General features: G+C 42.8%; 10 protein-coding genes. 1 reads left to right on the top strand and 9 read right to left on the bottom strand.

Going from position 1 to position 15,705, the window contains the following annotated elements; all coding sequences use genetic code 11:
* Nucleotides 1–10: 10 nt before the first annotated feature.
* From EGM47_RS12695 to EGM47_RS12720, 6 genes are all read right to left on the bottom strand, one after another.
* Nucleotides 11–1,384, bottom strand: a complete 1,374-nt coding sequence (locus EGM47_RS12695) for a GntP family permease (protein ID WP_124981190.1) — start codon at nucleotides 1,382–1,384, stop codon at nucleotides 11–13.
* Complete coding sequence (gndA, locus tag EGM47_RS12700) at nucleotides 1,377–2,789, bottom strand: NADP-dependent phosphogluconate dehydrogenase (protein ID WP_124981191.1); 1,413 nt, start codon at nucleotides 2,787–2,789, stop codon at nucleotides 1,377–1,379. The genes EGM47_RS12695 and gndA overlap by 8 nt, the downstream gene beginning before the upstream one ends.
* A complete protein-coding gene (locus EGM47_RS12705; protein ID WP_124981192.1) occupies nucleotides 2,786–3,268 on the bottom strand; it encodes a gluconokinase in 483 nt (160 codons plus the stop codon). Before EGM47_RS12705 ends, gndA begins: the two co-directional genes overlap by 4 nt.
* A complete protein-coding gene (locus EGM47_RS12710) occupies nucleotides 3,261–5,528 on the bottom strand; it encodes a glycoside hydrolase family 3 N-terminal domain-containing protein (RefSeq protein WP_164510888.1) in 2,268 nt (755 codons plus the stop codon). The genes EGM47_RS12705 and EGM47_RS12710 overlap by 8 nt, the downstream gene beginning before the upstream one ends.
* Nucleotides 5,528–6,565, bottom strand: coding sequence for an SMP-30/gluconolactonase/LRE family protein (locus EGM47_RS12715; protein ID WP_124981193.1), 1,038 nt, complete (start codon nucleotides 6,563–6,565; stop codon nucleotides 5,528–5,530). Before EGM47_RS12715 ends, EGM47_RS12710 begins: the two co-directional genes overlap by 1 nt.
* 134 nt (nucleotides 6,566–6,699) lie before the next feature.
* Nucleotides 6,700–8,694, bottom strand: coding sequence for an OmpA family protein (locus EGM47_RS12720; protein WP_124981194.1), 1,995 nt, complete (start codon nucleotides 8,692–8,694; stop codon nucleotides 6,700–6,702).
* Between the two features lie 264 nt (nucleotides 8,695–8,958).
* Here EGM47_RS12720 and EGM47_RS12725 point away from each other — a divergent pair, with 264 nt between their 5' ends.
* Complete coding sequence (locus tag EGM47_RS12725; RefSeq protein WP_124981195.1) at nucleotides 8,959–10,563, top strand: peptide chain release factor 3; 1,605 nt, start codon at nucleotides 8,959–8,961, stop codon at nucleotides 10,561–10,563.
* Between the two features lie 82 nt (nucleotides 10,564–10,645).
* On the opposite strand, the gene EGM47_RS12730 is transcribed toward EGM47_RS12725, so the two are convergent.
* The 3 genes from EGM47_RS12730 to EGM47_RS12740 form a co-directional block, all read right to left on the bottom strand.
* Nucleotides 10,646–12,640, bottom strand: coding sequence for an OmpA family protein (locus EGM47_RS12730; protein ID WP_124981196.1), 1,995 nt, complete (start codon nucleotides 12,638–12,640; stop codon nucleotides 10,646–10,648).
* Nucleotides 12,641–12,657: 17 nt separating this feature from the next.
* Complete coding sequence (locus EGM47_RS12735) at nucleotides 12,658–13,590, bottom strand: PorP/SprF family type IX secretion system membrane protein (protein WP_124981197.1); 933 nt, start codon at nucleotides 13,588–13,590, stop codon at nucleotides 12,658–12,660.
* Nucleotides 13,591–13,640: 50 nt separating this feature from the next.
* The coding region (locus EGM47_RS12740) for a T9SS type B sorting domain-containing protein (RefSeq protein WP_206052172.1) at nucleotides 13,641–15,705 on the bottom strand (2,065 nt) is incomplete at its 5' end.

Consider the following 15,705-nt stretch of genomic DNA (forward strand, 5'->3'; position numbering starts at 1 on the left):
TTTTTATTACTTATAAAAATAGGCTTAACAAGCACACACTTGCAAATCCAGAAATAGATAGCAATGTAGTCATTACTGACCAGCTTTTGAGTGTCTGGGCTTCATTTAAGCCTAAATACTTACCCACCAGCCAGAATCCGCTATCATTGACATGGGAAAAAATTGAAGCTCCAGAGGCGATTGCAATGACCAGTAGGGCAAGCTCTGGAGCAGAGACTTGAAGTGTATCTAAACTTCCGCCCGAATCTGGATATAGCACTGAAGCCAGAATACCTGCAGCGGTAATCATCGCGACTGTAGCACTACCTTGCAAAAGCCTTACTATTACCGCCGTCGCATACCCAAGCAGAAGCATCCCCCAATCCGCTTTCGCGAAAGCGTCTGCCATCATCACTCCAGCTCCAGTATCTATCAACACCTGTTTAAACACTCCACCTGCACCTGTGAGCAAAATAATTATTCCAGCCTTTTCCATGGAGAAGGTCGAGATGTCCATGAGTTTTTTCAATTCCACCTTCCTCTGGATACCCAAAAAATACCAAGCCAGCAGGTTAGCCAGGATCAATGCGGTAAATGGATGGCCTACAAATTTGATCCAACTGATCAATTCATTTCTATCTCCTGATGAATCCACAAAAACATAAGTCGATAAAGTGTTCATTACGATCAGTAGGATAGGAAAACCTATGATGGCCAATATCAGTCCTACCGACGGCTGGTTTTCCCTGACCTTTGAAGCGGTCTCGGTAAATCCGGGAGCTTTGATATCAAGTCTCGAACCGATATACTTCCCAAAAAGCGGCCCACATACAATGGCGGTTGGAACTCCTACGGCAAAACCAAAAACGATCACCCACCCCAAATCGGCCTTTAAAATATCGGCTACAGCTACTGGCCCAGGTGTAGGTGGTATAAAACTATGGGTAATGGCAAGTCCTGCCAGTAATGGTATGGCATATAGTAATAATGATTTACCAGACTTTCGCTGCAATGAATAAATAACTGGTACCAAAATGATAAACGCTACATCAAAGAAAACTGGTATCGCCACTACAAAACCTGTAATCATCACAGCCCAACTGGCTCGTTTTTCTCCAAACAACTTAAGTAAAAATTGGGCAAGTGCCTCAGCGCCACCTGAATGCTCAAGCATCGCCCCAAACATGGCTCCCAGTCCTACTACCACAGCGACAAAACCCAAAGTACTTGCCATACCTTGTTGAATAGCAGAAATCAGGTCCATCGGGTGCATTCCTGAAGCGATTCCAACAATGATACTGGAAATCAATAAGGCAATGAATGCCTGCAATTTGCAACGCAAAATCAAAAAAAGTAGAACAGCGATACCAAGAACTATGGCCAGTAAAAGTGAATAATCAATCATTTGTATCCCAATTGGTATGGTGTGTTCTAAGCGGATCATCATCGGTCCTGCGATACGTATGCGCCCCAAAGAAATCGCGCTGCGCTTGTATAATGGAAGCACTGGATCTTTTCTCTGTCATAGCATCCCAATATTGCAGGGCCGTTGAAAAGGCAGGTATCGGAACCTGACTTTTTACAGATTTGATCACCACGTCTGCCAACGATGTTCTGGACTCAAATAACAGATTCAAAATTTTCTGATCTCGGAATAAATTATCTTGAGTTGCCAACAAATCCACGCAGGAAGCCATAAGTTTTGATTTGATGATACATCCGTTTGTCCAGATGCGGGACAGCTGGCCTAGATGAATGTTCCAGCCCTGTTGTTCCGACTTTTTCCTGATCAGTTCAAATCCTTGGTGATGATTAAGCCATCTGACCATCCTATATGCCTGTTCCAATGCAAAGAGATCAATCTTGACATTTCTGAAACCTTCTGGCCTGGAGGGGTTGTTGACTGAAAGATAGAGGCGCTCTGATTTTAAAAAAGAAGTATGTCTAGCAAATACGGCAGCAGTCATGATGGTCGCCGGTTCACCAGCTTCCATGGCCATTGTACTGGACCATACTCCTGTACCTTTACTAGAGGCCTGATCTTCGATAAAATCGATCAAGTGATGTTCACCTTCTTTCTTTCTAAGGATTTTTGCAGTAGCACCCAGCAAATAGCTATTCAAATCAGTCTTATTCCATTGATCAAGCAAATCGGCGATCTCTTGATGCGACATCGATTGATTAAGCAGGTGATGGACCTCAGCCAATAGCTGCATTTCTCCGTACTCGATCCCGTTATGCAGGGTTTTCACAAAATGACCTGCCCCACCAGAACCAATGTACGTAACACAAGGCTTTCCTTGCGTGTCTGTAGCAGCGATGTCAGCCAGCATTTTTTCTACTAATTGATAACTTCCAAGATCTCCACCTGGCATTAATGAAGGCCCTGTCAGTGCACCTCTGGCGCCCCCAGAGACTCCCATTCCCAAGAATTTTATTCCCTGAGCAGCAAGTTTACTTCCTAAACGCTCTGTTTGTTGATAATGTGAGTTACCTCCATCGATCAATATATCATCCTTCTCCATCAAAGGCGTAAGGGAATCTATTACCTCTTCTACGACAGATGAGGGAACCATCAGTAAGATTTTTCTTGGAAAATCTAGACTATCAATGAAATCATTGATTTGGTCAAATGCCAAAACCTGATCTTTATCTTTATGTTGCGCGGCAAACTGCTTTACTAAATCCTCTTCTCCCTTTGCTGACCTATTATAAACAGAAATGGGGTAATTCTTGCCAGCTAGGTTAGATGCTAGGTTTTTTCCCATCACCCCTAAGCCATAAATTCCAATGAAAGATTTTGAATTCATCGCAATTCATTTTTTATGTGAGAGACGACCTGGTCCAACGGCTGGCCAGCATCAATGCGGATTGCGTCGGTTGGGGGTTCTAAAGTCTCGAATTGCGATCTCACCAGTTTTGGATCAAAAAAATGGGACTTCCTCGATTCCAAACGCTTTTGAATCAATGGTACAGAAGCCTGAAGAAAAACCCAATGTAGGTGATCAACACCTTGGGCCAAATGATCCCGATAACTCTGCTTAAGTGCAGAGCAAGCGAGTATCAAGCTAGCTCCCTTTAACTCTCTCAAATACTTATTCAAGGATTCAAGCCACGGCCACCGATCTGTATCATCGAGTGCGATTCCTGCCTTCATTTTTTGAATATTGGACAATGGGTGGAAATCATCGGCGTCTTGAAAAGGACAGTCGAATTCCTCAGCCAACTGTCGACCTACGGTTGTCTTTCCAACACCGCTTACACCCATGATAATCACTATTCTATTCATAAGTAAAGCTTGTTCCGTTTGAAGTACTTGAATCTGCACCAACCCAAAGGTTGAAAAGCCCTGGCTCGGTCACTTTTTCCATGTTTCGATTGACAAAAGCCAGATCTTCTTTCTTGAGCCAGAACACGACTTCGGTTGAGCTACCTTGATCAAGGTCAATGTGTTGAAATGCTTTAAGTTCTTTTACTGGCCTGGTCAAGCTGGCCGTTTGATCCCTGATATACAATTGAACCACCTCATGTGACTTACGGTCTCCTATATTGGTCAATTCAACACTTACACGCAAACTGTCACCGGCTTTGATCACAGTTTTGTCTATATGGACCTTACCATAAGAAAAACGGCTGTAACCCAACCCATAACCAAATGGAAACTCAGGTTCATAACCAACATCCAAATAATGAGAGGTATTTCCTAGCGAACTCTGCCATGCGCCTACCGGGATACTATCCATTTGTACAAACTTTTCAGGATTCACTGGTCGCCCGGTATTTTTATGGTTGTAAAACAAGGGGAGCTGACCGCTGGTTTTAGGCCAGGTAACCGGGAGTCTTCCTCCTGGTTCGGCAAGACCAAATAACATTTCATAAATCGCTGGACCAGACATGGTACCTGGATGCCATGCCATCAGAATAGCGTCCATGTGTTGTTTGATGGTATTGATCGTGATTGGTCTTCCTGCCATAATCACACCTACAATAGGTTTTCCGGTTTTGGCAAGTTCGCTGATCAAATCTTCTTGAGCTCCAGGTAAATTTAATGAGGCCCTACTGTGTGCTTCTCCAGAAAGTATCGCTTCCTCCCCTCCTATAAATACAATTACATCTGATTCTTGTGCAGCTTTTACCGCTTTCGTGAAAGCGGACTTATCCTTATCCCGACTATACGACAAAGTTTCAACAAAAGTCAGGGAAATATTTTGCTCTTCCAAAGCCATCAACGGTGTGATAGAAGCTTCAGCCTCACCGTCAAAGGTCCAGGTTCCTAATTGTTCACGGGCTTGATGGGCGAGTGGACCAATAAGAGCGATTTTGGTATTTTTTTCCAGTGGAAGTAATTGATTATTGTTTTTCAGCAGCACACTGCTTTTTATGGCTGCATTTTTGGCTTTTTGAAGATGCTCTTGGCTGTAGATTTTTCCATCCAGATGAGCTGGTATAAATGGTCGTTCAAATAATCCCAATTGAAATTTTACGCGCAGAATGTTAGCGACGAGAAAATCAATCTGTGATTCATTAACCTTTCCTTCTTCTATCAAAGTCATCAGATAGCTTTCATAGGTACGGCTGGTCATTTCCATATCTAGACCCGCATTGACTGCAAGTTCGGCTGCCTGTTTTTGATCTGCGGCAAAACCATGGTTGATCATCTCCAGAACAGAATTCCAGTCGCTGACCACAAACCCATCAAACTGCATTTCTTTTCTTAAGACTTGGTCTAGCAAGAACTCATCTCCAGAAGCCGGTACGCCGTTGACCTCATTAAATGAAGTCATGACCGTAGGTGCGCCAGCATTTAAGGCAGCTTGAAAGGGAGGCAGATAAACATTACGCAATTGTGCCTCGTCGATCGTGGCGGTGTTATAGTCCCTACCTCCTAAAGCTGCTCCATAACCGATAAAATGTTTGGCGCAAGCTGCCATCGCAGTAGGGTCGTTCAGGCTGTCACCTTGAAAACCTTGAATATAAGCTTGTGCCAAAACTGAGGCTAAATATGGATCCTCGCCAGGAGATTCGGCTATACGACCCCAGCGGGCGTCTCTAGAAATATCAAGCATGGGCGCAAAGGTCCATCTGATGCCCTGAGCACTGGCCTCAACAGCACTTACTCTGGAAGCATCAACGACAACCTGTTGGTCCCAAGAGGCTGCTAGCCCTAATGGTATGGGGAAAATAGTTTTGAAACCATGAATCACATCACGGGCGAATATCAAAGGAATTCCATGCGGACTCTCCTCGACGGCAATGGTTTGAAGTTCTTTGACATAATCCGAATTCATGACATTGAGAAAAGCACCAATATGTCCCTCCCTCACCGCTTGCTTGAGAGAATCGGGTAAGACTTTGGTCCTACTGGAAGTCCCCCTAAGATTGAGTTGGCCAATTTTTTCTTCCAAGGTCATTTCTGACAATAATTGGTTGACTTTCTGATCGATTTTCGATGGCGGACGCATGGAATGAGTTTCGGAAGTCGCACAACCACGTATGCCGAATGCCATCAGTACAACCAATAAAAGCAATAATGGAACAGACCACTTCATTACTGACCGGATAAGTTGGTCTTAAAAACCGAAGCAGGAACGCCCTTTACACCAGGTTCAACAGAAAAAAGTGATCCCGCCAGTGGAAACCGGTTCAACTCTTCATCAGTCATATCAACTCTAGCCGTAGTAATGTACAGGGTAGCCAAATCCTTACCTCCAAAAGCACAAGAAGTAACATTATGTGCTGGCACCTGAATAGTTCGAATGAGCTTGCCGGTCTTTGAGTCGTAATTGGCCACCGCGTTACCATTCCAAAGACCTACCCAAAGGTTATCGTTAGCATCAATGGCCATACCATCTGGAAAACCTAATGTTTCTGGCACTTCCACCAAAGTACGCTCATTGGAGATGGTGCTGGTGTCTACATCATAATCAAAAGCCCTGATCTTTGCAGTGGGTGTGTCGATATAAAACATAGTGGTAGCATTTTTATTCCAAACGATGCCATTGGAAATGGTAACCGAATCTAACATCACCTGGACATTTCCCTCTGGAGTGATTTTGTAGAGTTTCCCTTCAGGCCTGCTTTGTTCCAAATGCATGGATCCCACCCATAAATTCCCGTTGGGGTCGCATTTCCCGTCGTTGAAACGATTGGTCGTAACTTCTTGTTCCACATCTGAAAATAATGCTGAGACTCCTGAAGACAAACTAACTTTATAAATACCATCTTCCAGTGCTACCAGAGCCTCTTCATCCGTACTAGCAACAACGGTACCTGGCCTGGAAGGCAAATCGATGGTTTTGTTTTCACCTGTGATCGGTTGGTATCGGTGAAATTTTTTTCCTTCGATATCTATCCAGTATAATTCTTCATTCTTTGCATTCCACAACGCTCCTTCTCCTAAACTCGCCTGGAATTCCAGTTCCAACCTTGCCGTTGGTGATTGTTGTTCTGAAGTGGTTTGCATAATAGAAGAATCTTTGGTTTTTTCCTTACAGGATGTGTTTGCAATCATTAATAACAATCCAACTAGCAGGAGTTGATATCTTTTTGGCTTCAAAAAATGATTCAATTGAACTTCGGTCTTCATACTTAAGTTTATCAAGAAATCCCTAACGCTATTATTTATTAAAGTGGCCAGAGGTATTCGAGCTAAATTACATCGATATCGTAATACGATTTTACTGGTTCCTTTACTGATTTTATAAGTTAGTACGTGGCGTATTATTTTCTCACCAAAATAAACTCTGATCGTCGGTTCAACTGATGCTGTGCTTCTGAACAGTCAACTCCATTGGAGCACTCATTAATTAATTGTGTTTCACCGAAGCCTTCTGCGGTCAGTCTTTCTTTAGCAATACCTCGATCGATCAGATATTTCATGGTGCTCTGAGCTCGTCTATTGCTCAGCTGTAGATTATATTGATCCGGTGCTCTACTGTCTGTATGTGACTTTATATTAATCACGGTAGTGGGTTGCGCCTTCATAAAAGCCAATACCTTTTGTAATTCCAATTCGGCATCGTATCGAATCTCACTTTTATCGAGATCAAAATAGATGGGGTTGAGCGATAGCACGTCATTGAGATCATCGCCGATCTGGAGCTCATTGAGACGATCGTTTACAGATGGCTCTAACTCTATCTGAATTTTAATACTTTTAATTTGAGCAGGTGTTGTCACCACAATTTCTTCAGGCTGCATTCCTTCCGTTTCAGCACGTATGATGTAAGTTTCTCCGCAGTTAAGAAGGAATGTGGTCTGGCCTTCGTCCATGAGGAGTTTGCTGGCTACCTCATTATTCTCTTTATCAAGAACCATCACCTTGACCTCTGAAAGATTATCCGGAGTAGCTGTTGTGCTAACTATAACCTGGGAGTATATCCGACAGCGTAGAGGTGTCAACTCCTTTAAGGAATAGATATCATCCAGTCCTTTTCCAGAAGATCGGTTAGAACTGAAGAAACCTCTCGAAGTTACCTCATTGATCATAAAAGCAAAGTCGTCCTGAGGGCCATTGATCGGTACACCAAGATTAACAGGCATTTGATCCATCGATCCAGCGTCATCTAGTGAAATCACAAAAATATCTAAGCCACCGAGCCCAGGATGACCATTGCTGGCAAAATACAGTTGTTGACTTTCACTTACAAATGGAAAAAGTTCATTGCCAGCAGTATTGATCGCTTTCAAATTCACTGGAACACCCAGACTGCCGTCATCATGAATATCCACGTACCAGATATCCGACAAAGCTTTATCTCCCTGAGCTCCCATGGTACTTCCAGGCCGATCACTGGCAAAATAGAGTCGGCTGTTGTCGGCATTGAGCGCAGGGTGCGCCGTAGAAAATTCATCACTATTGATAGAAAGTTCCTCGATATCCACCCATTGTTTTTCCATGTCATCCCAATTCGCTCGATAAATCTTCAGCTTATTCACTGATTCAGCGCTCTGACCATAGTTCCCTTTACTGAAATTATTTCTTGTAAAATAAATACTTTGACCATCTTTTGTCAGTACGGCATTGCTTTCGTGGAATTGAGTGTTGAGACCTGTGTCGTATCGGCGCATGTTGTTCAAAACGCCTGAACTATCTGCATCGGCGATATACAGATTTAGAAAGGTCCGCCCACTCCATTTGTGACGGCGTTTAATCAAAGACGAACTGTCCTTTGAGCTGGCAAATAAGACTTGTTTACCATTATTGATATAGGTTGCACCAAAATCCTGTGCATTGGTATTTATAGCGCTATTTTTTACCTCATATCTCCCAGCTTGTAACTCAATTAATTCTTGAAAATCTATAGCTGGTCCTTCTACGCTTATATTAGACTGTGCCAGCTGTTGGTTATTCAACCCTAACATGATCTGTTCAGCGATATCGTATTTTTTGACAGCTTTGAGGCTTTGGGCATACCTGAAAAAGTAAATAGGTGCAATATCCTGTTGGGGGTATTTGAAAAGTTTGTCGTACCATTTCTTGGCTTCCCGATAGTCGTTATTGAAATAATAAGTATCTCCCAAGCGAGCAAAAAGTTCGCTGCTTTCAAATCCATTCTTGACGATTTCCAAGTACAATTGTTGGGCGCTGTCGTAAGCCAGATTTTCATATTCCTGATTGGATTGTCTCATCAGGTCCACTTGAGCCAACAATGGTCCTGCAAAGCCAAAAATTAAAATGAAATACGCACTTATATTTTTGATAGAAGATTTCATAGGCTTCAAGTTATATCTTTTTGTTTGTTCGTGAGCTGATCCAGGATAAAATAATTTTCCATCAAAATCTGATAACACTGATAAAAATAGAAAAGAGGTATATATTATCAAGGCGTTAGGGTTACCTTAAATTGAAACATTATAAGAAGTGGGAAAAGAAGTATTTCATGGGCATAGAAAGTTGATTGTACATCGCATATAGATCAATTTCAAATCGCGCAGATTGTTTCTGGAATGATTAGCTTTGCAGCCTTATTAGTACCCATGAATTTTAAACAAGAAATAGCAAGAAGACGGACCTTTGGAATCGTCTCACACCCAGATGCAGGAAAAACGACGCTTACAGAAAAGCTGCTTCTTTATGGTGGGGCCATTCAAGAGGCAGGTGCGGTAAAAAGCAATAAAATCAAGAAAGGTGCAGCAAGTGACTTTATGGAAATTGAACGCCAGCGTGGGATTTCTGTAGCCACTTCAGTATTGGCTTTTGAATATGAAGGCACCAAGATAAATATCTTGGATACTCCAGGTCACAAGGATTTTGCAGAGGATACCTTCCGTACACTGACGGCGGTGGACAGCGTGATCGTGGTAATTGATGTGGCCAAAGGTGTGGAAGAGCAAACCGAAAAACTCGTAGAAGTATGCCGTATGCGCAACATACCAATGATCGTGTTCATCAACAAAATGGACCGGGAGGGTAAGGATGCCTTTGATCTTTTGGACGAAATCGAGCAAAAATTAAATCTAAAAGTAACTCCGCTGAGTTTTCCTATTGGTATGGGTTATGATCTGAAGGGAATTTATAACCTTCACAAAAAGAACGTCCATCTGTTTACCGGGAATTCATCCAAGGATATTCACAGTACAACCGAAATTGATGATCTCAATAGTGCTGCATTGGACGAGTTACTGGGGTCAAAAGCGGCTGGAACCTTGCGCGAAGAACTTGAATTAGTTACTGGAATCTATCCCGAATTTAACCGTCAGCAGTACCTGGCAGGTGAATTACAGCCCGTATTTTTTGGGAGTGCACTTCATAATTTTGGGGTGAAGGAATTACTGGACGGTTTTGTGGAAATCGCTCCAGCTCCGAGACCTAAAAAAGCCGAGGAACGATTGGTAGCACCAGATGAGAAAGATTTTAGCGGATTTGTATTTAAAATCCACGCCAATATGGATCCTAAACACAGAGATCGACTTGCCTTCGTAAAGATCGTGAGTGGTAAATTTGAACGCAATACGGCTTATAAACATGTACGTCTGGACAAAAATCTAAAATTTTCCTCGCCAAATGCTTTTTTTGCTGAGAAAAAGAAAATTGTGGACGAGAGCTTTCCAGGCGATATAGTCGGATTGCATGATACCGGTAACTTTAAGATCGGTGATACCCTTACCTCTGGGGAAAGCTTGCATTACAAAGGCATACCTTCTTTTTCACCAGAGCATTTTAGGTACATCAATAATGCCGACCCAATGAAATCAAAGCAATTGGCCAAAGGTATCGACCAGCTGATGGATGAAGGGGTAGCACAGCTCTTTACACTGGAACTGAATGGAAGAAAGGTCATCGGAACAGTGGGAGCTTTGCAGTTTGAAGTGATCCAGTACCGACTTGAACACGAATATGGGGCGACTTGTAGTTATGAAAATCTCAACGTACACAAGGCCTGCTGGATAGACACTCATGACTGGGAAAGTGAAGAATTCACAGATTTCAAAAGGGTAAAGTCAAAGTTTCTGGCCAAGGATAAGCGTGGTCAATTGGTATTTTTAGCCGATAGCGCGTTTAGTTTACAGATGACTCAACAAAAATATCCCAGTATCACCTTTCATTTTGTATCAGAATTTGAGCCCTTGGTACAAGAATGATACAGGTGTCGCTTTCGCGAAAGCGAAAAAACAAAAAGGCCTGATCAAACGACCAGGCCTTTTTTTATTTTATGGTTTAATCTTAGTCACAATCAGCAAACTGCCCTAAGCCTGAAACAATAAATTCGGATCTACGATTCAACTGATGCGCTTCCTCGCTACAGGACACTCCGTTAGAACATTCATTGACCAATCGCTGTTCACCATATCCTTTGGCTTGTAATCTGCTAGGATCAATACCATTATCAATCAACCATTGCCTCGTACTTTGCGCCCTTCTTTCAGACAACTGATCGTTGTAGTCATCATTTGCTCTACTATCCGTATGAGAACGGATATCAATGGATGTATCTGGATATAATTCCATGAATGATTTTACTTTAGCCAATTGTTGCGCTGCATCTGGACGAATGTTTGATTTGTCAAAATCAAAATAAATCTCTTCGATGTCCAAAAGTTGGGCAAGATCATCACAGTTGACGACTGGAATACGATCTAAGGAAATAGCCAGCGCAATATCGATCACATTAGACTCTTCAGGCGTGGTAAAAAATTCTTCGTCAGGTGTATAGTCAGCTTTTTCCGCTTGTACGAAATATGAACTACCACACTCCAACTTAAAGGAATAAGCACCATCTGCTTTAGTGGTCATTTGGGCTACTTTTTGATTGGAATCGTCCCTAATACTCACAACAGCCATATCCATGGGTTCCCCCGTAGTCTCATCAGTTACGGTGCCTTCCAGGACAATTTCGCAGGTGTCGCGTAAATCTTCTGTTTGAATGAACCTATAGATATCATCGTCGCCTTCTCCCTTAGGTCTATTGGAGGAAAAATATCCAATACTAGTTTCATCATCAACGATAAACGCAAAATCATCTTTTGGAGAATTGATAGGTTTACCGATATTGACCGGTTTACTCCAATTTCCATCTGCATTGATGGTACTGGCAAAGATATCCAGTCCGCCTAGCCCCTGATGACCACTAGAAGCGAAGTAAAGCACATTGTTTTTACTTACAAATGGGAATGTTTCCCGACCTGAAGTATTCACTATTCCCAGATTTTCAGGTTCAGAATAGGTTCCATCCTCATTGATCTCTACAAACCATAAGTCAGATTTCGCAAATTTTTGATCTAGATCATAACCAACACTTCCAGGCATATCACTAGAAAAATAAAGTCGCTTACCATCCGGACTCAGGGCAGGATGTGCCACAGAATATTCATCATTATTGAACGGGAGCTCGACTGGATTAGTCCATCGACCATTTTTATAATCGGTCTTTAATATTTTGAGACGATTGATGCCTTCCAGGTCCTCCTTGTATTTCCCTGCTACATAGTTGTTTCTAGTGAAATACATGGTCTTACCATCCTGGGTAAAAGCTGGTGTACTTTCATGGAATTTAGTATTAATTTTACCACCCATACGCTCTACCTGACTCAGTACGCCAACACTATCAGGAATCGCCGTGAACAATTGTAAAAATGGTTGATTATTCCAAGAATGTTTACGACGCACCAGTGAACTAGAATCTCTGGAACTGGCAAAGACAATTTTATTGGCATTATGGTAGAAAGCGGGACCGAATTCAGACGTGTAGCTATTGATTTCTTTGGCGTTTTCTACAATAAACCTGCCTGATTGAAAGTCAATCAACTGTAAATAATTGGGCTCTTCAGCATATTTATTTGCCCTGATGTCGTAGCCTTGAAACGAGTTGAATGTGGTCATCAATTGATTTGACTCACTATATCGTTTTACGGACTTTAGCGATTGGGCGTATCTAAAATAGTATTCCGGCCCTATCTGATCCTTATACTTGGCAAATAATTTATCATACCAAACAACGGCCTCTTTGAGGTCATCATTGAAGTAATAAGTATCTCCAAGTTTTGAGAACAACTCTGCGCTTTCATAACCATTGTCGGCCATCTTCAAATAAAGTTTCTGGGCGTCGATGAAGGCAAGAACCTCAAATTTTTTGTTGGCCTTATCCAGATCTTTTTTTTGTGCATAGACCGTTGCAGTCAGGCCAAAAAAGGTCAGGCACCATAGTAATTTTTTAAACATAAGTCCAGTGTTCATTATTAAAAGAATCTAGGAGTAACAATTCTATCGTAATTATTAAATAATTCGAATCGCATAAAGAGTTCATAACTCCCATCATTATAAATAGCATTCCCTAATTCTGTCGTTTCCCGGTCATAGGCAAATCCGATCAACATCTGATCGCTCAGTTGAAAACCTACCAATCCTGTCACAGCAGCACTCCATCTATAGGCGGCTCCCACGGTAAATTTTTCATTGAAAAGGAAATTAGCGCTCAAGTCTACCTGAAGTGGTGCTCCAGTTACCAGCTTGACCATACCTGCTGGTTTAAACTTCACATTCTCACCTAGATCAAAGACATAACCAGAAGTCAGAAAGTAATGGATACGCTCTTCTGCAATAAAGGTGGTACTTGACTGAGTATCTTCGTCAAAATGATCTGTTTGAAGTAAATTTGGACTACTCAGACCCAGGTAAAACTTCTCTGTGTGATAATGCACCCCTACTCCTACGGTTGGGGAGAGTCTATTTTCAATATTATTCTGTAGTCTTTGATCTCCTGGATTGAAAATATTCAATTGCGTAAAATCAACATTCAACACATGAAAGCCACCTTTTAAGCCAAAACTAAGGTTGGATTCCTCACCTACTGGAATTGTGTAACTGAAATCTGCAGCTACGTACGTTTCATCAGCTGGACCGATCTCATCGTTGACAATACTCAAACCTAATCCGACCCTGCTGTTGGCGATGGGGGTATGAAAGGAAAGCGTTTGCGTTTTAGGCGCACCGTCCAATCCAACCCATTGACTTCTGTGCAAACCAACGATACTTGCGACACCGCGATTTCCAGCGTAGGCAGGATTTATTACAATAGGATTGTACATATACTGGCTGTACTGCGGGTCTTGTTGGCCCTTTACCGCTTCCGCGAAAGCGAATAGAATTAAGAAACAAAGTAGTTTTTTCATGCTTTTATGTATATAATTCCAGCCTTTCCCTGACGGGAAAGGCTAAAATTCTATCGATTAATGTATAAATAACCTGCCTTTTTGATGGTCTCATTTTGGTCATTGATGTATTCAATGACATAGAAATAAGTTCCTTCAGGAAGTAGCTCACCTTGTGATACGGTTACTCTTCCTTCAGAAACACCTCTAAAGGCTTTACTGGCATTGTTGTAATTATCTACCGCATAGACTTCTACACCCCACCTGTTGTAGATGTGTACCGAATTCTCAAAGTTCTCGATACCTTGGATAAAGAAGAAGTCATTTTGATTATCACCGTCTGGTGTAACGGCATTATAGATATTAACATCTCTTGGGTCAGAGTCAAGATAATCGGGAATACCATCACCGTCAAAATCTGATGGTATTCCATCACCGCCACCTGTGATCAAATCATCGTTATCATCATCCACGTCACGATAATCAGGTTCAGCATCACCATCTGTGTTGTTCAGGTCATCAGCTGGATCATTATCGACGATTCCACCGTTCGGGTCACCATAACCACTAATATCTCCATCAAATGCGTCGTCCAAACCATCCATATCCTCGTCTACACCGCTGGCAATGATATCAGGTACTCCGTCGTTATCAAAATCAGAAACCTCTGTACTATCTGGAACTCCATCTCCATCTGAATCATCATCGAGATAATCTGGTAATCCATCATCATCAAAATCAATCGGGTCGATTCCTTCACCAGCACCAGGAGTAGTTTCATAGGCATCGTCCAATCCATTTCCATCACTATCTACGCCGCTAGGGTTAATATAACCACCAGTGGTCTGTGCTTCAATATTATCTGGAATACCATCATTGTCGCTATCCTGATCAAACCAGTCTGGTATACCATCACCGTCACTATCTCCACCACCTTCAAGCACATCGAGAATACCATCGTTGTCATCATCGATATCGTCCACGTCAGGAATACCATCGCCATCTCGATCATTGGCATATCCATCATCCAGCGTTGCCACGCTTGTACCAGCGATGGCTGTCACCGTCTCTGGATCAGAACCAATGGTTGTGATTGACAGACCCATCGGGAGGGTAGTATCATTTAGATCTACCGTTATATCCCCTGCAGGAACGACCGCTGACCAATCACCGTTCGCATCAGTGACCACGGTCTGAGTGTTACCAAGAGCATCCACAATATCAATTTCAACCCCAGCAATACCAGGTTCCCCTGGGTCTTGGATACCATCAGCATTTAAATCTAGGAATACAGTACCAGTGATGGTTCCATCATTATTCTGAGTATAACCATCATCCGTACTTGGCGTATCGGTTCCAGCTACAACAGTTACCGTTTCAGGATCAGAGCCTACTGTGGTCAGTGCGCTTCCAGCTGGTAGCGTCGTTTCATCCACATCGATATCAGTATCTCCAGCTGGCACTTGCGCTGTCCAACTTCCGTCGGCTGCAGTTACCACCGTTTGTGGGTTTCCGTTGCTGTCTACAATATCAACGCTTACACCACCCAAACCAGCTTCACCTGGATCTTGAACACCGTTTCCGTTAGCATCGTTGAACACTACCCCGCTGACCGTTCCATCAAGGGTAGGTACCGTATAACCATCATCCGTACTTGGCGTATCGGTTCCAGCTACAGCAGTTACCGTTTCAGGATCAGAGCCTGCTGTGGTCAGTGCGCTTCCAGCTGGTAGCGTCGTCTCATCCACATCGATATCCGTATCTCCGGCTGGCACTTGCGCTGTCCAACTTCCGTCGGCTGCAGTTACCACCGTTTGTGGGTTTCCGTTGCTGTCTACAATATCAACGCTTACGCCACCCAATCCAGCTTCTCCTGGATCTTGAACACCGTTTCCGTTAGCATCATTAAACACTACCCCGCTGACCGTGCCATCAAGGGTAGGTACCGTATAACCATCATCCGTACTTGGTGTATCGATTCCAGCTACAACAGTTACCGTTTCAGGATCAGAGCCTGCTGTGGTCAGTGCACTTCCGGCTGGTAGCGTCGTTTCATCCACATCGATATCAGTATCTCCAGCTGGCACTTGCGCTGTCCAACTTCCGTCGGCTGCAGTTACCACCGTTTGTGGGTTT

This window comes from Nonlabens xiamenensis, from assembly GCF_003865345.1.
Taxonomy (GTDB): domain Bacteria; phylum Bacteroidota; class Bacteroidia; order Flavobacteriales; family Flavobacteriaceae; genus Nonlabens; species Nonlabens xiamenensis.

What these genes read in the sequence shown, in the direction of transcription:
- EGM47_RS12695 (WP_124981190.1), bottom strand. Translation starts at nt 1,384, where the DNA reads ATGATTGATTATTCACTTTTACTGGCCATAGTTCTTGGTATCGCTGTT.
- gndA (WP_124981191.1), bottom strand. Translation starts at nt 2,789, where the DNA reads ATGAATTCAAAATCTTTCATTGGAATTTATGGCTTAGGGGTGATGGGA.
- EGM47_RS12705 (WP_124981192.1), bottom strand. Translation starts at nt 3,268, where the DNA reads ATGAATAGAATAGTGATTATCATGGGTGTAAGCGGTGTTGGAAAGACA.
- EGM47_RS12710 (WP_164510888.1), bottom strand. Translation starts at nt 5,528, where the DNA reads ATGAAGTGGTCTGTTCCATTATTGCTTTTATTGGTTGTACTGATGGCA.
- EGM47_RS12715 (WP_124981193.1), bottom strand. Translation starts at nt 6,565, where the DNA reads ATGAAGACCGAAGTTCAATTGAATCATTTTTTGAAGCCAAAAAGATAT.
- EGM47_RS12720 (WP_124981194.1), bottom strand. Translation starts at nt 8,694, where the DNA reads ATGAAATCTTCTATCAAAAATATAAGTGCGTATTTCATTTTAATTTTT.
- EGM47_RS12725 (WP_124981195.1), top strand. Translation starts at nt 8,959, where the DNA reads ATGAATTTTAAACAAGAAATAGCAAGAAGACGGACCTTTGGAATCGTC.
- EGM47_RS12730 (WP_124981196.1), bottom strand. Translation starts at nt 12,640, where the DNA reads ATGTTTAAAAAATTACTATGGTGCCTGACCTTTTTTGGCCTGACTGCA.
- EGM47_RS12735 (WP_124981197.1), bottom strand. Translation starts at nt 13,590, where the DNA reads ATGAAAAAACTACTTTGTTTCTTAATTCTATTCGCTTTCGCGGAAGCG.